This is a genomic window from Klebsiella sp. 10-1, from assembly GCF_009758445.1.
Classification (GTDB): Bacteria; Pseudomonadota; Gammaproteobacteria; order Enterobacterales; family Enterobacteriaceae; genus Klebsiella; species Klebsiella scottii.
On sequence record NZ_WQRE01000015.1, the window covers coordinates 22,087 to 39,360 of the forward strand.

Consider the following 17,274-nt stretch of genomic DNA (forward strand, 5'->3'; position numbering starts at 1 on the left):
GGGATCTCATGCTGGACAAAATCGTGATTGCCAATCGCGGCGAAATCGCGCTGCGTATTCTGCGCGCCTGTCGGGAGCTTAACATTCGCTCGGTTGCCGTCCACTCTACCGCCGACCGTGAGTTAAAACACGTGCTGCTGGCCGATGAAAGCGTCTGTATTGGTCCGCCGTCATCCGCCAAAAGCTATCTCAATATTCCGGCGGTAATTTCGGCTGCTGAAGTGACGGGTGCGGCGGCCATTCATCCCGGTTATGGTTTTCTGGCAGAAAATGCAGATTTTGCCGAACAGGTGGAGCGCTCAGGGTTCGTGTTTATCGGCCCGAAAGCGGAAACCATCCGTCTGATGGGAGACAAGGTCTCTGCTATTCAGGCGATGAAGCAAGCCGGGGTGCCGTGCGTGCCGGGATCCGACGGCCCGCTGGACGATAACCAGGAGAAGAATCGCCGGCTGGCAGCAGGGATCGGTTACCCGATCATCGTCAAAGCCTCCGGCGGCGGTGGTGGGCGCGGGATGCGGGTTGTCCGTGAAGAGAAAGAGCTGGCGCAGGCCATCGACATGACGCGCGCCGAGGCAAAAGCGGCGTTCAACAATGGTATGGTCTACATGGAAAAGTATCTGGAGAACCCGCGCCATATTGAAATCCAGATTCTGGCCGATGGACAAGGGCAGGCGATTTATCTTGCCGAGCGCGATTGCTCAATGCAGCGTCGTCACCAGAAGGTGGTGGAGGAGGCCCCTGCGCCGGGGATCACCGAGGAGATCCGCCAGGCTATCGGCGAGCGCTGTGCCAAAGCCTGTCTGGACATTGGCTATCGCGGCGCCGGTACCTTTGAATTTCTCTATGAGCAGGGTGAGTTTTATTTTATCGAAATGAATACCCGCATTCAGGTGGAGCATCCGGTGACGGAAATGATCACCGGCATTGACCTGATTAAAGAGCAGTTGAGGATTGCCGCCGGATTGCCGCTCTCCATCAGCCAGCAGCAGGTGAGCGTACGCGGTCATGCGATTGAATGCCGTATTAACGCTGAAGACCCGCACACCTTCATGCCTAGCCCCGGCAAAATTACCCGTTTTCATGCGCCAGGTGGCTTCGGCGTACGCTGGGAATCTCATATCTACGCAGGCTACTGCGTCCCGACGTACTACGACTCGATGATTGGCAAACTGATCGTCATCGGCGATAGCCGGAATGACGCCATTGCGCGGATGGAACATGCCCTGAGCGAACTGGCGATCGACGGCATCAAAACCAACGTTGAACTACAGCGGCGGATCATGGCGGATGACCATTTTCGCGCCGGCGGCAGCAACATCCATTATCTGGAAAAGAAACTGGAGCTCAGTCGCTGAACTTCGCCGCAAAGCCGCCTCCGGGCGGCTTTCTTCATCTATCGCTATCACTACTGGAAAACCGGAGGTAAGTTGTGTCTGCACTCTCTTATGTGACGGGTGAGAGCCATTGCGCCTGGGCTATCTATCTCTCCCAGGTGGAACGTGTTCTGCCGCTGCCCGGCGATCTCAATCGCTGGGCGGATACCCTGCGCCACCCGGAAAGGGCGCTGATTGTCGATGTTCCTCTGGAAATGGATGACGGGACGATTCGCCATTTTGAAGGCTATCGCGTTCAGCATAATCTCTCCCGCGGACCTGGCAAGGGGGGCGTGCGCTATCACCCCGACGTCAGCCTGCAGGAGGTGATGGCGCTGGCGGCGTGGATGACCGTGAAATGCGCGGCGCTCAATCTGCCGTTCGGCGGGGCGAAAGGCGGTGTGCGCGTCAACCCGACGACGCTATCCGACAGAGAGCTGGAGCGTTTGACCCGCCGCTACACTTGTGAAATCAGCAGGGTGATCGGCCCACGGCAGGATATTCCGGCGCCGGATGTCGGCACTAACGCCCAGGTCATGACCTGGATGATGGATACCTGGTCACGCAACGCCGGAACAGCCGCGGCCGGCGTGGTGACGGGGAAACCGATCCACCTCGGCGGATCGCTGGGGCGGGTGCAGGCTACCGGGCGCGGAGTGTTTATCACCGGCTGTTACATCGCGGAAAAAATGGGACTCTCCGTGGCGCAAAGCCGGGTTGCGGTGCAGGGGTTTGGCAATGTGGGTAGCGTCAGCGCCGGGTTGTTTCATGCCGCCGGCGCGCGGGTGGTGGCTGTACAGGATCATCGTGCGACGCTGTATCAGCATAACGGGCTCGATATCCCGGCGCTGCAGGCGTGGCAGCAGGCTCACGGCACGATAGCCGGTTTCCCCGGCGCCGATAGCGTGGCGGACGAGGCTTTCTGGCGTCTCGAGTACGAGATACTGATTCCGGCAGCGTTGGAGGGGCAGATTAGCGCGGAACTCGCCGTCGGGCTGCGCTGTCGCCTTATTCTGGAGGGAGCCAACGGTCCGACGCTGCCGGAGGCCGACGATGTGCTGGCTGAGCGGGGGATCATGCTGGTTCCAGACGTTATTGCCAACGCCGGCGGGGTGACGGTCAGCTATTTCGAGTGGGTGCAGGATTTCTCCAGCCTTTTCTGGAGCGAAGAGGAGATCGACGCGAGGCTGGATACCATTATGCGCCACGCTATCGAAAGCGTCTGGCTGAAAGCGCAGGCGCTGGCAATTCCCCTGCGTACCGCCGCTTGGGCCTTGGCCTGCGAACGGATCCTACAGGCAAGTAAAGACCGCGGGCTGTATTCCTGAGGCGGGGCGATGAAAAGCCCTGCGCTACCGGCGCGGGGCCACAGGTAGAGTCAGAAAGCGTCAGGAAGAGGCGCGCGCGATATGCGCCCGCCGCTGCCGCTGGTCGCACCACAGGGTGAATATCCCCGCCAGCGCTACGATCCCCGCGCCGATCAGCGTTGATGAACCGGGCAGGCTGTTTAAGAACAGATAACCGATTACCATCGACCAGACCAGCGTGGTGTAGTCAAACGGCGCCAGTAGCGAAGCGTCGGTAAATCGCAGGCTCAGCGTGACCAGAATCTGTGCCATGCCGCCGAAGAAGCCGCAGCCCACCAGCAACAGCAGCTGACCCGGCGTGGGCCGTGCCCAGCCGAACAGGCTGGTTGCCAGACCAATCAAGGTGGTCATCAGCGAGAAGTAAAAGACGATGGCGCCAGGTTTTTCAATGCCGTTGAGAAAACGGATCTGAATGTTGGAGGTGGCGGTGCAAAGAGCGGCCAGCAGGGCGAACGCGACGCCGAGAGCCATCCCGGACTGCAGGTGGCCGCCGGCGAACAGAGAACCGCTGGCGGTTAAACTGGCGGAGAGCATAAACAGGATGCCGGAAAAACCGACAATAACCCCCAGCCAGCGGGAAAAACGTACCCGCTCTTTCAGCAGCAGGGCCGCCATGATGACGGTGAAGAGCGGGGCAGCGTAGCTCAGGGCGGTGGCGTCGGCGAGAGAAATCGATACCAGCGCCAGATAGTTGAAGTACATCCCACCGGTACCGGAAAAGCCGCGAATCAGATGGCCGAAAATATTTTTGGTCTTGATATTGGCCAGCACGTTGCCCTGAGCTTTTAACCAGATGAGCAGGGGAAACATGGCGATAAAGGAGCGAAAGAAAATCACCTCGCCGGTGGGAATCGCCCCCTGCAATCCTTTGACGCAGGCCAGCATTAACGTAGCGCACAGCGCGGAGAGTATTTTTAGATAAATCCCAAGTCGGGCATTCATGTGACTACCTTTGGTTAACGGTCGCGGAGGGACGCGGCGTGGGTGTCGCGCATGGCGTTACAGTAGAGGGCGCGAGGGGCAGGCAGATAAGATAATTTTGTTCTGTCAGGATAATTTTTGCTTATCTCTGTGCGCCGGTGCCGTCATATAAATCACCTATCTCGCGACAGCGTTTCCCTCTTACCCATCACGTAAACAATGTCGATATAGTCGCGATAAGTGGTTAGCTATACCGGCGAAACGGGGGAACCTCTTACCGGGTGTCGGTACTCTTTTATCCAGACCGAGGAAAACAATAATGAAACTGAAGCGAAATGCGGGTTTAGCGCTGGTTCTGACACTGGTAGCGGTGTCCGGCGCCGCGCGCGCCGACATGCTGGCGGATATTCATGCACGCGGTGAGCTGAAGTGCGCGGTCTATTCCGATGTGCCGCCGTTTTCGGCCCCGGATCCAAAAACCCGCCAGCTGGTCGGGATGGACGTTGAACTCTGTCATTCGCTGGCGAAACAGATGGGGGTCAAGGCGCAGCTGGTTCCTACCTCCGTGGAAGCGCGTATTGCCATCATCGCCACGGGGCGAGCCGACGTGCTGATCGCCAACCTTGCCTATACCAAAACGCGTGGCCGCCAGATTCAGTTCAGTGACCCTTACTACGTCGCGAAAGAGATGCTGCTGGTAAAAGAGGCGAATGCCGATAAAACCCTCGCCGATTTTAAAGGCAAGCGTATCAGCGCCACCAAGGGCACCACCTCTGAACAATCCATCGTGCTGAAGGGGGGCAAACCGGTTACCTTCCAGGATGCCGCGTCGGCCTTCCTTGCCCTTGAACAGAATAAAGTGCTGGGTTTCGTCACCAACACCATGACTGGTATCAAAATGATCGGCCAGGCAAAAAAGGACGGCATTAATCTGGCGATGATTAAAGAGCCGATGGCGCTTGAGCCAATCGGCGTAGGGATGAAGCAGGGTGAACCGCAACTGCTGGCCAGCGTCAATGAAAGCCTGAAGGTTATGGATGACGACGGGACGATCGACAAGATCTGGAATACCTGGATTGGACCGAACACCGAATACAAAATGGTCCGCGAAGAACGGGTACAACCGTTATCCAGCCTCACGTTCGAACCGTTGGAATAAGTATGACGCCGACATCGAAAACGTTGTTACCCGAGCGCCGCGTTGAAATTCATGCCAGCGCCCCGGCACGGATCTCCATGATGGGCAGCCGGGCCTGGCTTATCGAAGCGCCTGGCGCCTTTGACCTTCCGGCGCAGCGCCGTATCTGGTCTATGGCGCAGAACCTGCAGCGGTGGCCGGAGGTGGAATCCTTGATCCCCGGTGTGACCAATTTACTGGTACTGCTACGCGATACGCCGGAGGAGCCGACGGCGGTGGAGCGCCGGTTGCGCGAGTGCTGGCTGTCCGCGCAGGTGCTCAACGTCGAAGGGCGACAGATTGATATCCCGGTGTGCTACGGCGGGGAACACGCCACAGATCTGGAGGCGGTATGTCGGCATACCGGTTTTTCCGCCCGGGAAGTTATTCGTCGGCATTCGCAGGGGGTCTATACCGTGGTCGCGCTTGGCAGCGCTCCGGGGTTCGGCTATCTGCATGGTCTGGATCCGCGCCTGGCGACGCCGCGTAAAAAGGTGCCTTCGCTGAATATGCTTAAGGGGACGGTCACCATCGGCGGGCCGCAGGCAGGCGTCTCGGTGCTGACCGGGCCGAACGGCTGGAACGCTATCGGCTACGCGGAAATTGAGGTATTCAATCCCCATGCTGCCATTCCTGCGCTGATGGCGCCAGGCGATATCATCCGTTTTCTGCCTGAGAGAGTCGAACTGTGATTGAGATTGAACAAAGCGCCTCGCTAAATACGATCCAGGATTTAGGCCGCCCGGCGTGGCGCCACCTCGGCGTCTCGGTGAGCGGCGTGATGGACCCGCTGGCGCTACGCGCCGGCAACACCCTGCTGGGGAATGAGGAAAACGCGGCGGCCATCGAAGTGCAAATGTTTCCCTTCCGCGTTCGTTTCCTGGCGGACACCTGGATCGCGCTCACCGGCGCCGATTGCCGTGCAAGGCTCGACGGCGAAGAACTACCGGCCTGGTGGGGCTGCACGGTACGTAAAGGACAGGTGCTGGAGTTGCGTTTTCCCCGTCGCGGCGCACGCGGCTACTTATGCGTGGCCGGGGGCATTGATGTCCCTCAGGTTCTGGGCTCGCGCAGTACCGCCCTGCGCGGCGGTTTCGGCGGACTCGAGGGGCGGCAACTACAGCGCGGCGACGTGCTGTCCTGTGGCCCTTGGCAGGGAGCACCACTTCCGGATTCCGGGATTGGCATTGAGCCGCCGGAAGTGGCCTTAAGCGCCTTTTTCCCGCGCAACGCACAGGGCGATGTACAGATCCGTGCTATCCCCGCCGGCGAGTATCCGCTGTTTGCCGCTGATGCACCGCGTTTCTGGAACCAGGCGTGGAAAATTTCGCAGCACAGCAACCGAACCGGCTATCGCCTGGCGGGGGAGCCTATCCTGCCAGCCGAAACGGTTGAAATGCGCTCCTATGGCCTGATACCGGGCATCGTACAGGTTCCGCCGGCCGGCGAACCGATTATCCAGCTAAGCGATGCCAACACCGCGGGAGGTTATCCCAAAATTGCCTGCGTGATTGAAGAGGACCTCTGGCGCCTGGGCCAGCTCCAGGCGGGTCAGTCAATTCAACTGGTACAGACCGATACGTCTACCGCCATCGCAGTGCGCCAGGAAATTGAACGTTGGCTGCAGCGTTTGCGCGTCAGCATAGCGCCGCTGATCAGGGTCGTTGGTTTATAAGGAACTCAGCATGAAAATTGATGTGAACTCTGATATGGGAGAAGGTTTTGGCGTCTATCAGCTATGTGATGATTCAGCGCTAATGGATAAGGTCTCTTCCGCCAACATCGCCTGCGGTTTTCACGCGGGGGATCCGGCGATCATGACGCGGATGGTACGCCTGGCGAAGGTACGCGGCGTAGGGATTGGGGCCCACCCCGGTTTGCCGGACCGCCAGGGCTTCGGGCGCAAAGAGATGGCGTTCTCTGCCGATGAGATCTGCCAGCAGGTGGTATATCAGCTTGGCGCGCTCTCTGCCATTGCCCGCGCCGAGGGTACCCGCGTAGTTCACCTGAGTTTTCACGCGGCAATGGGCAATATGATTAACCGTGACGATGCGCTGGCGCTGCAGGTGATGCAGGCCGTCGCCCGGATCGATTCGCAACTGATTATCTTCTGCCAGCCGGATACTATAATTGAACGGGCGGCGCAGGCTGCCGGATTGCCGACGCTGACGCTGTTTCTCGCTGACCGGGCCTACGACGATCGCGGACAACTTGTCCCGCGCGGTATTGCCGGTTCGCTAATCAAAGAGGAAGCGGCGGTGCGCGCCAGGGTACGTCAGTTTCTCCAGCAGGGAACGGTGACCACTTTTAGCGGCAATACGCTGTCGATACGTGCGCGTTCGATCCTGGTCCATAGCGATACCCCGGGCTCGCTGGCGCTGGCGACGCTGGTTCGTAGTGAGATTGAAGCCTGCGGCGCGACGGTAGCATCCGCCGCGGAGGTGCTGGCGCAGTAAAGCCTTTCCCCGTGACGAGGGGTGCAAATCGCGCCCCTGACCACTACCTGCTCTCCCTTCACGCTATGCGCTCTCGGACCCACAGTCAGTCAAAACCCATTTGCCATCCCGCCAGGTATGGATCTATCCCTGCGCCCCTCAGGCGCGATAAAAAATGCCTGCCGGTCAGACGCCAGGCAGGCATTTCACTCTGCTTAGCGCGCACAATCTGCGCGCTACAGCTTAACGGCAACCCGCGCAGAAGGCCGCGAGGCGATCGCAACCGGTTTGCAATCGTTCCATACTGGTGGCGTAAGAAAGGCGGAAGTAGGGGCTCATGCCGTAGGCCGCCCCCTGTACCGTTACCACGTGTTGCTCTTCGATAAGCGCCATCACAAAATCGGCGTCGCTGGCGATAAAACGCCCGCTGGCGCTGGTTTTTCCGATAAACGCCTCAATGTTGACGAACAGATAGAAGGCCCCCTGCGGCTTATGGCATCGCAGACCGGGAATACCGGCAAGACGCTCAAGCACGTAATCGCGGCGCTGGCGATAGATTTCCGCCCGTTCTGCCAGCAGATCCTGCGGGCCATCAAGTGCGGCGACGGACCCCGCCTGTGCCAGGGTCGCCACGCCGCCGCTGTTTTGCGTATTGACGTTGCTCATCGCCTTAATCAGCGTCAATGGGCCACCGCAAAAACCCAGCCGCCAGCCGGTCATTGAATAGGCTTTCGAGACGCCGTTCACTGTCAATACGCGATCGTACAGCCGGGGCTCCACCTGTGCCAGGGTCCAGAATTTCACCCCGTCGTACAACAGATGCTCATAAATGTCGTCGGTCATGATCCAGATCTGCGGATGACGCAGCAGCATTTCGCCCAGCGCCAGGAGCTCGGCATGGGTGGCGACGGAGCCGGTCGGATTGCTGGGATAGTTCAGCAGCAGCCATTTGGTCTTCGGCGTGATCGCTGCTTCGACCTCCTGCGGCAGCGGTTTAAAGCCGTGCTCTTCATGACAGGGTACCGCAACCGGCGTACCGCCGGCGAATTTAACGATGTCGGCGTAGCTAATCCAGGATGGCGTGGGGATGAGTACCTCATCGCCGGGGTTAATTGTCGCCATCATGGCGTTGAAGATAATCTGTCGGGCGCCGCCGGCGGTCAGGATCTGGCTGATATCGTAGCGTAGCTCATTGTCGCGCAGGAACTTGCGCTGGATGGCCGCACGCAGCGCGGGCGTGCCGTCCGTTGGCGGGTAGCGGGTATCCCCGGCGCATGCTGCGGCATAGGCGGCATCGATCACGTGAGGCGGTGTGGGAAAGTCCGGTTCGCCGGTAGACAGACCAACGACATCGATTCCCTGCGCGGTGAGATCGCGCGCTTTTTGCGTCATGGCGACGGAGGCGGAGACGGTAACATTTTTGAGACGATCGGCGATATCAGGCATGAGGCTGCGGTTCCTGGTTATAAGGTCAGCAAACCCGCACGCGGCGCAGAACGATCCGCCGCGTGCGGCGAGCGGGGGTCAATACACATCAACCAGCATAGAGGGGGGCAAAGGCGGCGAGCTAATAGCGCTTTGTTGTGGGGACATAACGCAATGCGATGACTGACGGGAATCGCCCGCTGACGACCGGCCGGTGAACGGGGCCGCGCGTATGCGCCGATGCCCCCCCACGGTGCAAACGCGGGAGTGCTGAAGAGCGGATTGCCCGAAATGGTGGCGCGATCGGCGGCCTGCGGGGCTTTTAGGTTCTGGCACCGATCTTGCTTGTCATCAGAGATGCGTATTGATGTAGGACAGCTACTATGAATCTTCGCCGCCTGAAATATTTCATCAAAATTGTCGACGTCGGGAGCCTGACGCAGGCCGCTGACATTTTGCATATCGCCCAGCCGGCGCTCAGCCAGCAGCTGGCGACGCTGGAAGGCGAGGTCGATCAGCAGCTATTGATTCGTACCAAGCGCGGGGTTACGCCGACCGACGCCGGGAAAATTCTCTATACCCACGCCCAGGCGATTCTACGCCAGTGCGCGCAGGCGCAGAGCGCCATCGATGGCGCGGGCCGGGCCCTGAGCGGCCAGGTTTCCGTCGGCCTGGCACCCGGCACAGCCGCCCAGCTGCTGGCGATCCCGCTGCTGACCGAAGTGCAGCGCCAGCATCCCGGGATCGTGCTCTATTTCAATGAAAACTTTGGCACGACCCTCAGCGAATTAATCATGAGCGGGCGAATGGATATGGCGGTGATTTATGGCGACCGCGATATTCACGGTTTGCGTTTTCTGCCGCTGATGAAAGAGGAGCTTTTTTTCGTCTGCCCGCACACGCTGGGGGAGCCCCGGCGCGAAATCTCCCTGGCGGAGGTCGCCCGCTACGATCTGTTTCTACCGCGCATTTATAACATTATGCGTAAAGCCGCGGACGACGCCTTTACACTGGCCGGACTGAGCTACCGGGTGAAGTGCGAGATTGAATCGCTGACCACGCTTAACGCCGCGCTGGCGGCGGATCTCGGCGGCACCATCATGCCGGAGTCCGCGGCGCGCACCATGCTCCAGCCCGCCAATGCCTGGATGGCGAGAATTGTCGAACCCAATGTACTCACCTCGCTCTCGTTCTGTATGTCCGACCATCTGCCGCTTTCGCAGCCCGCGGAAGCGGTGAAGGGGATTTTGCTCTCCCTGATGGCGCAGCGGACTGAGGACAACCGGCCGCTAACCCTGGTGGGATAATAAGTCCCCCTTATTGCCTCAAAGCGAAACCCTCTTATCAACCCGTCCGATACCCGCGCTAGAGTCACTACTCTGGCGCGCGGCACTGCCGTGCTCTGACCCTTGCGCGATGGAATCATGATGGAAAAAGAACTGATAGCTTTTGAGGACGTGCGCCAGCTGGCGCAGAAGATGCATAACGCCGGACTACGGGAGCTTGAATGGCGCGGCGCGGACTGGTCGGTTCGCCTGCGCTACCCCGGTGGCAAAACGATGGCCGAACCGCCGCCTCTGCCGCCGCCGGCGGCCGAAACCCGTCAGCTATCGGTGTGTTCCCCGATACCGGGACGCCTGCTGCTGAGCCACCCCAGCCATGGGGAGGCGTTCGTCAGCGAGGGGCAGCGCGTTGCGCCGAACGATATCCTCGCGCTGGTGCAGGTCGGGCCGCTCTATTTGCCGGTGCGCAGCCCGGTGGCCGGGACGCTCAAAAACCTTGTGGCACAGGCGGGGAGCCGGCTGGAGTACGGCAGCGAGATCGCGCTGCTGCTGCCCACGGATGCCGCTTCCGCGAAGTTATAAGGACCCCTTATCGGGCCAAACTATTTATGTCTTATCCCCGTTGGACATAACTGCATACAGTCAGAAAAACAACGTCAAAGGCAGATCGGTCTGCCGCAACAGGAGAGGCTCATATGCCATTTTCAGATTATAAAGTGGCCCTGGTGACCGGCGCTTCCGCTGGGATGGGGGAAGCGATTGTCGAACGCCTTTGTAAGGAAGGAATTGAGGTCCATGCGGTCGCGCGTCGCCATGAACAGCTTGCCGCCCTGGCGGACAGAACTGGCTGCATTCCCCACGCCGTCGACGTCGGCGATCTATCGGCGCTGACCGCACTGTGCCAGGATCTGCAGGTCGATATTCTGGTGAACAACGCCGGCGTTTCTCATCCGGGATCGATTCTCGATGCCGAGGCCGACTGGGTCAACACCCAGGTGGATGTCAACCTGCGTGCCGTGCTGCACCTGTGTCGTCTGTTGGTACCGGGAATGGTAGCGCGCGACTGCGGCCACGTCATTAATATTACCTCCATCGCTGCGATTTATAACTTCAATGGCAATTCCATCTATCATGCCACCAAAGCAGGAGTGCACGCGCTGTCGCGTCAGCTGCGCGTCGATTGCTACGGCAAGCGGGTGCGAATTACCGAAATTTGCCCGGGGCGGGTGGCGACGGAGATATTCGGTAACGTATCCGGCGATCATGAAGAGGCCCGCCGTCGCTTTATCGATGGTTTCGAGCTGCCGGAAGCAAAAGATATCGCCGACTGCGTGGCCTTTGCGCTCGCCGCGCCGGTGGCGGTCAATATCGGCAATATTGAGATCACCCCGACGCTGCAGGTACCTGGTGGGTTATCCACGATGCGTCCCGGCGACCGTGAATCCTGAATGACGGTAAACGAGGAGGATATATGGCACTCGACTTCAGTAACGTGATGACTGGCCACTACGGTCAGATGATTATTGATGGCACCGTCGTCACTCTGGAACTGGCGTTGGGTGCATGGCTGCTGGCCATGTTTATTGCGCTGGTGCTGGTGATGATCCGCCTGAGCAACAAGCGCTTCGCGCAGCTTTTGGTCGCGGCGTACGTATCCTACCACCGCAACGTACCAACGCTTATTCAACTGATGATGTGGTATTTCGCGATTCCGACGCTGCTGCCCGAGTCGTTGCAGATGTGGGTTAACGAGATGAATGCGGAGTTTCTGTTTTCGCTTGTCGCGCTGGGATTGTGCCAGGCGGCCTACTTTTCAGAAGACATCCGCAGCGGTCTGCGTGCCATCCCCGAAGGACAGAATGAAGCAGCGAGGGCACTAGGAATGGGATATTTGCGCGCCATGTGGCTGGTGATTCTGCCACAAGGGATCCGTAATGCGTTGCCATCGGTGATTAACCACACCGTGCTGCTGTTTAAAAATACCAGCCTTGCAATGGTCATTGGCGTTACCGAGTTGACTTACGTAACGCGCGATATTGAAAACCAGACCTTCCGTACCTTCGAAGCTTATATGGTGGCGACGGTAGGCTACCTGGCCTTCTCTTTGTTGCTGATGGGGATGGGAGCGCTGCTGGCCCGTCGCTTTCAGCGCGCGTATGCGAGGTAATATGTATGTTTGATTTTTTCACGATTCTGCGTGATAACGGCCTGTTATTGCTGATGGGGCAGTATCCTGATGGTCCGCTGGGCGGTGTCCTGTGTACCTTGCTGGTGTCGCTGCTGGCAGTGCTGTTCGCCTTCCCGGTCGGCGTGCTGTTGTGCCTCGCTCGCCTCTCTCCGTGGCGCTGGCTGAGCTGGCCGGTCACCTGCTGGATCTATCTGCTGCGCGGTATCCCTCTGATGATGGTGGTGTTCTGGACCTATTTCTGCGTGCCGCTGCTGATTGGCCACAACATTAGTGGCTTCAGCACGATGCTGTGTACGCTGGTTATCTACGAGAGCACTTATATCGCTGAAATTGTGCGCGGCGGGATCCAGGCGCTGCCTTCAGGGCAATATGAAGCCTCCCGCGCGCTGGGAATGGGGCATGTGCGGGCTCTGCGCCTGGTGATTCTACCGCAGGCGTTGTACAACGCGCTGCCAAGTTTGGTCAGCCAACTGGTGTCGATTATCAAAGATAGCACCCTCGGCTACGTTATTAACGTTCCGGAGCTGACCTATGCGGCCAACCAGGTCAGTAATCAGCTGCTGACAAAACCGTTCCAGGTCTTTGCCATCGTAGCGCTGAGCTACTACATCATTAATTTTAGCCTGACGTGGCTGGCCAATCGCCTGGAGCTGCGTATTGCCAGCAGGAGGCAACGTGCACAGTCCGCTGTGGGAAAGCCGGTCACGCCGCTGGTTCTCGACCCGTCACCATCACAAACTCAATAAGGAACAACCATGCGACCGATGATTCTGTTCAATCAGGTGAATAAATGGTACGGGGAATATCAGGCCCTGACCGACGTCAGCGCCGAAATAAAAAGCGGTGAAGTGGTGGTGGTGTGCGGTCCTTCCGGATCCGGCAAATCGACGCTAATCCGGACGGTCAACCGTCTTGAGCCTATCGAACAGGGACAGATCTTGTTTGACGGCATTGATATTCATGGCTCGAGCACCAGGCTGAACCAGCTGCGTACGCGAATCGGCTTTGTCTTCCAGAGTTTCAATCTGTTTCCGCACGTTTCGGTGCTGGAGAATATCATGATGTCGCCGGTGAAAGTTCTCGGCGAGAAGCGTTCGGAAGCCCGACGTCATGCCGGGGAGCTGCTGGAAAGGGTGGGAATGTCGCACAAGGCCGACGTTTACCCGGCGCAGCTTTCCGGCGGCCAGCAGCAGCGGGTGGCTATCGCCCGGGCGCTGGCGATGAAGCCGCCGGTCATGCTGTTTGACGAACCGACATCTGCACTCGATCCGGAAATGGTCGGTGAGGTGCTGAGCGTGATGCGCGGGCTGGCGCAGGAAGGAATGACCATGATGTGCGTTACTCATGAAATGAACTTTGCTCGTGACGTCGCCGATACGATCTGGTTTATGGATCAGGGACAAATACTGGAAAAGGCTGCTCCGGATAAATTCTTCACCGCGCCGCAACATCCGCGCGCGAGACGTTTCCTCAATGATTTACTGCTCCATTAGGAGTGAATTCACTGATCATGGAACTGGTAGGCACTTTTCAGCCTTGTACGCCTGATGAATTTCATCGGGCGTTTTGCATTGTAGTAGCAGTTGTATTGTACATTTCTACTCTACCGGCTTTCTTGCCTGTACCAGAGACCATCGGCAGTTATCCATTTTCGAAGTGCCGCAGCTCCAGATTCTCGACGGTCGTTCCGTTAGATGCTGCTTGCGAGCAGCATCTAACGGAACATACGGTTTTTAACAATCGACTGAATGACATTACTCCGGCTGAGTTCTTAATCTGACATAGTCATTAGAATCCTGATGTCCCCATGACCCGATGGTTTGAGCCTTTATGCAAGAAAAAGTGACATTACTAAATGGGTTGAAAGTGACATCAGAATATTGCAGGTACATTAGCTGTCAAAGCTAAGTTAATAGGTACGGGGGGCAAAGTTCAAATGTCCGCTCTGTGCCAGGAGCGGACATCGCTGAAATAGTGTTATGTTAATCGGCAGCGGTTCGTGATGTGTGTAGCTCGCGCAACGAGGGAATTGGCTGATACCGAATAATAATGGAGAAGATGAATGACAATTGATTTGATTGCAATTTCTGCAATTGGTGTAGCTATCTTGATCGGCGCAATGAGCCCGGGAGTTAGCTTTCTCCTCGTTGCCCGCACTGCCATGTCCAGTTCACGGCGGGCGGCATTATTTGTTGCAGCGGGTATGGGTTTTGGTGCACTTGTCTTTGCTGCCATAGCGTTAGCGGGTCTTCACACACTTCTGACGTTGGTCCCGTCACTTTACACAGCTCTTAAAGCTGCCGGTGGTTGTTATCTCCTATGGCTGGCGTTAAAAATGTGTCGTCGTCCTTCAAACCGGTTTAGTGATCATGCCGTATTAGAGAACGTCAGCACCTCAAAAGCTTTTCTTACTGGGGTATTCACGCAAATCAGCAATCCTCATACCGCTCTGGTATTTGCCAGTATCTTTTCCGCAACGCTTAGCAAAGATATTCAGCCTATTATGTATATCATTCTGCCTATAATGGCATTCGTTATTGATTTGATTTGGTATGCAGTCGTGGCATGCCTGTTATCAACTGAAGGTCCACGTCATGCTTACATTAAATACCGTAAATTCTTAGACAGAATAAGCGGAGCAGTTATGGCCTTTCTTGGAATTCGACTGCTGTTAAAGTAAGTCAACGAATACAATTCAGTCCATGGATATACCGCCCTGATATCCGCTCTTCGCTCATGAAGGACGACCATACTCAAATCTCCCATATTGCAGGAGATTTGATCATGAACACGTCACCGTGGAACAAAGGCCGTATCGTCGGCCAAAAAAGACCACTTCAGATATCTCATATCTGGGGATCTGAATCAGGCTTGAACTAGAAGGTAAGACACGCGATTTTGTTCTGTTCAACATGGTTCTGGATAGTAAACTTCGGGCCTGCGATTTGGTGAAGCAGAAGGTTTCTGATGTAGTCTACGGACGCTCAGTTTCGGGCAGAGCGACAGTACTGCAGCAAAAAACCGGGAGCAGGTCAGGGTAGCTAATTCTTGGTCAGGGCTACACCTTTGCTGAATCAGTCACCGCAACAATAACCTGATGGATAAGACAATGCGGGATGGGTGGCAGAGGAATCAATATACAGGTATCTAAGCGCGTTTTAATGTAACAGAGCCTAACTATAATTGTTCGATGTTTGGCTTAACGATTTTATTATTTCAGAAGAGAGATTTGATATTAACTCATCGCTGTGTTTGGATAATAACGAAAAACGTGGGAGTTCGAAAATAAGACGCTCTCTTGTTGGCTCGAAATAGTCGGGGACATTTGGTCCTGTCTCTACGCAACACTGGGCGAATCCCCATAAGATATCGAGTATTTCAACCATAAGTAACTCATCGGCACTATCAAGAATTTCTAATATAAAAGGAAGGGCAAGATATCCCGCTGGCGCCATAGAAACATGCTGATGACATAGTCCGCACCAAAGTTTATGACTGGCGGTCTTTGCTACTTCATGATCAGCTGATGATAATTGTAATAATAGTTCAGGAACATCGTTTGCGGGTCCATATGCTGTATAGGATGAATTCCAGTTTACTGCATAAACTCTATCCTTCAGTGATGCATTACTCATCAATGATTTCCTTTATATTAATTAGTATAGTTAATTGGTTTTCCGCATTAAATATAATTTAGCCAACACTAGTTCTGCTTACAATAAATAGTCTTAAGCGTATCACTGCAATTATAACCATTTAGTCGCAAAAACCTTCACTTTATCTGCATTTATTGATGAAGTGAAGTTTATGGCGTGGATACACTCAATATCGTCTGCTCTTTGCTCTCAGCGGACCAACAGCACTCACATCCGCTTCGTACCCGGAGCGGATGTGAGCAGGTATAATTCAACAAGGGTCAGGCCAATATTGAATGCGGTATTAAGTCAGCGAACTCTCAATAACGAAAAAGTTCGCTGCACGCTCGTTTGAATGGATGTCTGAAGGGAACAAGGATATCTACAAATCAAAGACAGGCTTCGGAAACTGCGTAGCTATCCTCGAACATGCGAAAACGGGTAATAAGACCATCTTCAATGTACATATCTAGTACAAACTCGGTTTCAATCAGCTTATCCGTTTTTTTAACGCGTGATGCTTACAATCGCACTGCTTAAAAAATCGCTCACCGTCTTCATGCATAGATCGCGCTCTTCAACGTGCGGCATATGGCTTGAGTCTTCAAAAATGACCCACCGCGCGCCGAGGATATGGTCCATAAAGGGCTGTACCACTTCCGGCGTGGCTTCATCGTAGCGCCCGGAAATCAGCAGCACCGGAATCTGAATTTGCGCGAGGCGGTCGATAATCGTCCACTCTTTCATGCTGCCGATGACGTGGAATTCGGTGGGGCCATTCATAGCGTGATAGACCGTTGGATCGGCATCCATAGCATCAAAGGTGCGCCGGACTTCCGGCGGCCAGGGATCAAGCCGACAGACGTGACGTTGATAAAATACCGCGCTTGCCGCCTTATATTCTGCGCTGTCCAGCGTACCCGCCGCCTCATGTGCCAGCAGCGTCTTCTGGACATCGGCAGGGAGCTGCGCCCGGAGTTCTGCTGCGCCCTGCAGCCACAGCGCCATTGAGGCCGGAGAGTTGGCGATAATCAGCGCTTTTAAGCCCGTTGGCTGGGTCACAGCATGTTCTGCGCCTAGCATGCCGCCCCACGATTGACCCAGTAGGGCGTAATTATCGGCAATGTCGAGATAGCGCAGCAGGTTATCCAGTTCGTTGAGGAACAGTGCCGGTTGCCAGAAGTCGGCAGGCTGCTGCGGTAGATGAGTTGAGCGGCCGTTGCCTAGCTGATCGTAGTGGATCACCGCTCGCCCGCTGAGGGCGATATCGCGGAACGCATCGACATAATCGTGCGTACATCCCGGCCCGCCGTGGGCAATAACCAGCGGCGTCAGGCCACTATGGATGTCACCACAAATACGAAACCAGGTTTGGTATTCCCGAAACGGGGCGTAGCCTTCGCTAATGGTGTACATGAATGATCTTTACCCTGCTAAGTGGACCGGCTTTCAGGGTAAAGGGTCGCAACC

Annotated in this window: 17 protein-coding genes and 1 pseudogene; 14 read left to right on the top strand and 4 right to left on the bottom strand. The window is 56.5% G+C overall.

Annotated features, from left to right (window positions below):
• The first annotated feature begins 8 nt into the window (after positions 1-8).
• Both accC and GO007_RS27595 read left to right on the top strand, forming a co-directional pair.
• On the top strand, positions 9-1,355 hold the full coding sequence (gene accC, locus GO007_RS27590) for an acetyl-CoA carboxylase biotin carboxylase subunit (protein ID WP_095105481.1): 1,347 nt from the start codon (positions 9-11) through the stop codon (positions 1,353-1,355).
• Positions 1,356-1,429: 74 nt separating this feature from the next.
• Positions 1,430-2,701 carry a Glu/Leu/Phe/Val family dehydrogenase gene (locus GO007_RS27595; protein WP_095105483.1) on the top strand — a complete coding sequence of 424 codons (1,272 nt, stop codon included), beginning with the start codon at positions 1,430-1,432 and terminating at the stop codon, positions 2,699-2,701.
• Between the two features lie 60 nt (positions 2,702-2,761).
• Here GO007_RS27595 and GO007_RS27600 read toward each other — a convergent pair whose 3' ends face one another.
• The gene (locus tag GO007_RS27600) at positions 2,762-3,682 is read right to left on the bottom strand and encodes a DMT family transporter (RefSeq protein WP_095105484.1); all 921 of its coding nucleotides are present in this window, start codon (positions 3,680-3,682) and stop codon (positions 2,762-2,764) included.
• Positions 3,683-3,980: 298 nt separating this feature from the next.
• On the opposite strand from GO007_RS27600, the gene GO007_RS27605 reads away from it, so the two are divergent.
• The 4 genes from GO007_RS27605 to GO007_RS27620 are packed head-to-tail and all read left to right on the top strand — an operon-like array spanning position 3,981 to position 7,294.
• Entirely contained in the window at positions 3,981-4,820 is an 840-nt protein-coding gene (locus GO007_RS27605) for an ABC transporter substrate-binding protein (protein WP_095105485.1), read from the top strand.
• 2 nt (positions 4,821-4,822) lie between these two features.
• The gene (pxpB, locus tag GO007_RS27610) at positions 4,823-5,530 is read left to right on the top strand and encodes a 5-oxoprolinase subunit PxpB (RefSeq protein WP_095105487.1); all 708 of its coding nucleotides are present in this window, start codon (positions 4,823-4,825) and stop codon (positions 5,528-5,530) included.
• Entirely contained in the window at positions 5,527-6,513 is a 987-nt protein-coding gene (locus GO007_RS27615) for a 5-oxoprolinase subunit C family protein (protein WP_095105488.1), read from the top strand. The genes pxpB and GO007_RS27615 overlap by 4 nt, the downstream gene beginning before the upstream one ends.
• Before the next feature lie 10 nt (positions 6,514-6,523).
• Complete coding sequence (locus tag GO007_RS27620; RefSeq protein WP_021312346.1) at positions 6,524-7,294, top strand: 5-oxoprolinase subunit PxpA; 771 nt, start codon at positions 6,524-6,526, stop codon at positions 7,292-7,294.
• A 222-nt stretch (positions 7,295-7,516) separates the two neighbouring features.
• Here GO007_RS27620 and GO007_RS27625 read toward each other — a convergent pair whose 3' ends face one another.
• Positions 7,517-8,719: a pyridoxal phosphate-dependent aminotransferase gene (locus tag GO007_RS27625; protein WP_095105490.1), complete on the bottom strand. Its 1,203-nt coding sequence runs from the start codon at positions 8,717-8,719 to the stop codon at positions 7,517-7,519.
• Between the two features lie 362 nt (positions 8,720-9,081).
• On the opposite strand from GO007_RS27625, the gene nac reads away from it, so the two are divergent.
• The 8 genes and pseudogenes from nac to GO007_RS27665 form a co-directional block, all read left to right on the top strand.
• On the top strand, positions 9,082-10,005 hold the full coding sequence (nac, locus tag GO007_RS27630; protein ID WP_095105492.1) for a nitrogen assimilation transcriptional regulator NAC: 924 nt from the start codon (positions 9,082-9,084) through the stop codon (positions 10,003-10,005).
• Between the two features lie 117 nt (positions 10,006-10,122).
• Positions 10,123-10,563, top strand: a complete 441-nt coding sequence (locus GO007_RS27635; protein ID WP_223261846.1) for an acetyl-CoA carboxylase biotin carboxyl carrier protein — start codon at positions 10,123-10,125, stop codon at positions 10,561-10,563.
• Positions 10,564-10,676: 113 nt separating this feature from the next.
• A complete protein-coding gene (locus GO007_RS27640; protein WP_095105496.1) occupies positions 10,677-11,429 on the top strand; it encodes an SDR family oxidoreductase in 753 nt (250 codons plus the stop codon).
• A gap of 23 nt (positions 11,430-11,452) precedes the next feature.
• Entirely contained in the window at positions 11,453-12,148 is a 696-nt protein-coding gene (locus tag GO007_RS27645) for an amino acid ABC transporter permease (RefSeq protein WP_004222853.1), read from the top strand.
• A gap of 5 nt (positions 12,149-12,153) precedes the next feature.
• Positions 12,154-12,915, top strand: a complete 762-nt coding sequence (locus tag GO007_RS27650) for an amino acid ABC transporter permease (protein WP_095105498.1) — start codon at positions 12,154-12,156, stop codon at positions 12,913-12,915.
• A 9-nt stretch (positions 12,916-12,924) separates the two neighbouring features.
• Positions 12,925-13,662: an amino acid ABC transporter ATP-binding protein gene (locus GO007_RS27655; protein WP_095105500.1), complete on the top strand. Its 738-nt coding sequence runs from the start codon at positions 12,925-12,927 to the stop codon at positions 13,660-13,662.
• 569 nt (positions 13,663-14,231) lie between these two features.
• Positions 14,232-14,849, top strand: a complete 618-nt coding sequence (locus GO007_RS27660) for a LysE family translocator (RefSeq protein WP_095105502.1) — start codon at positions 14,232-14,234, stop codon at positions 14,847-14,849.
• A gap of 104 nt (positions 14,850-14,953) precedes the next feature.
• Positions 14,954-15,198 (top strand): annotated as a pseudogene (locus GO007_RS27665) (integrase); the annotation flags it as partial.
• Positions 15,199-15,342: 144 nt separating this feature from the next.
• On the opposite strand, the gene GO007_RS27670 reads toward GO007_RS27665, so the two are convergent.
• The gene (locus GO007_RS27670; protein WP_143350209.1) at positions 15,343-15,804 is read right to left on the bottom strand and encodes a hypothetical protein; all 462 of its coding nucleotides are present in this window, start codon (positions 15,802-15,804) and stop codon (positions 15,343-15,345) included.
• Positions 15,805-16,311: 507 nt separating this feature from the next.
• Entirely contained in the window at positions 16,312-17,220 is a 909-nt protein-coding gene (locus GO007_RS27675; RefSeq protein ID WP_095105504.1) for a proline iminopeptidase-family hydrolase, read from the bottom strand.
• Positions 17,221-17,274: the final 54 nt, after the last annotated feature.

Coding starts and splice junctions, on each gene's coding strand:
- accC (WP_095105481.1), top strand. CDS start 9: ATGCTGGACAAAATCGTGATTGCCAATCGCGGCGAAATCGCGCTGCGT.
- GO007_RS27600 (WP_095105484.1), bottom strand. CDS start 3,682: ATGAATGCCCGACTTGGGATTTATCTAAAAATACTCTCCGCGCTGTGC.
- GO007_RS27605 (WP_095105485.1), top strand. CDS start 3,981: ATGAAACTGAAGCGAAATGCGGGTTTAGCGCTGGTTCTGACACTGGTA.
- pxpB (WP_095105487.1), top strand. CDS start 4,823: ATGACGCCGACATCGAAAACGTTGTTACCCGAGCGCCGCGTTGAAATT.
- GO007_RS27620 (WP_021312346.1), top strand. CDS start 6,524: ATGAAAATTGATGTGAACTCTGATATGGGAGAAGGTTTTGGCGTCTAT.
- GO007_RS27625 (WP_095105490.1), bottom strand. CDS start 8,719: ATGCCTGATATCGCCGATCGTCTCAAAAATGTTACCGTCTCCGCCTCC.
- nac (WP_095105492.1), top strand. CDS start 9,082: ATGAATCTTCGCCGCCTGAAATATTTCATCAAAATTGTCGACGTCGGG.
- GO007_RS27635 (WP_223261846.1), top strand. CDS start 10,123: ATGATGGAAAAAGAACTGATAGCTTTTGAGGACGTGCGCCAGCTGGCG.
- GO007_RS27640 (WP_095105496.1), top strand. CDS start 10,677: ATGCCATTTTCAGATTATAAAGTGGCCCTGGTGACCGGCGCTTCCGCT.
- GO007_RS27645 (WP_004222853.1), top strand. CDS start 11,453: ATGGCACTCGACTTCAGTAACGTGATGACTGGCCACTACGGTCAGATG.
- GO007_RS27650 (WP_095105498.1), top strand. CDS start 12,154: ATGTTTGATTTTTTCACGATTCTGCGTGATAACGGCCTGTTATTGCTG.
- GO007_RS27655 (WP_095105500.1), top strand. CDS start 12,925: ATGCGACCGATGATTCTGTTCAATCAGGTGAATAAATGGTACGGGGAA.
- GO007_RS27660 (WP_095105502.1), top strand. CDS start 14,232: ATGACAATTGATTTGATTGCAATTTCTGCAATTGGTGTAGCTATCTTG.
- GO007_RS27670 (WP_143350209.1), bottom strand. CDS start 15,804: ATGAGTAATGCATCACTGAAGGATAGAGTTTATGCAGTAAACTGGAAT.
- GO007_RS27675 (WP_095105504.1), bottom strand. CDS start 17,220: ATGTACACCATTAGCGAAGGCTACGCCCCGTTTCGGGAATACCAAACC.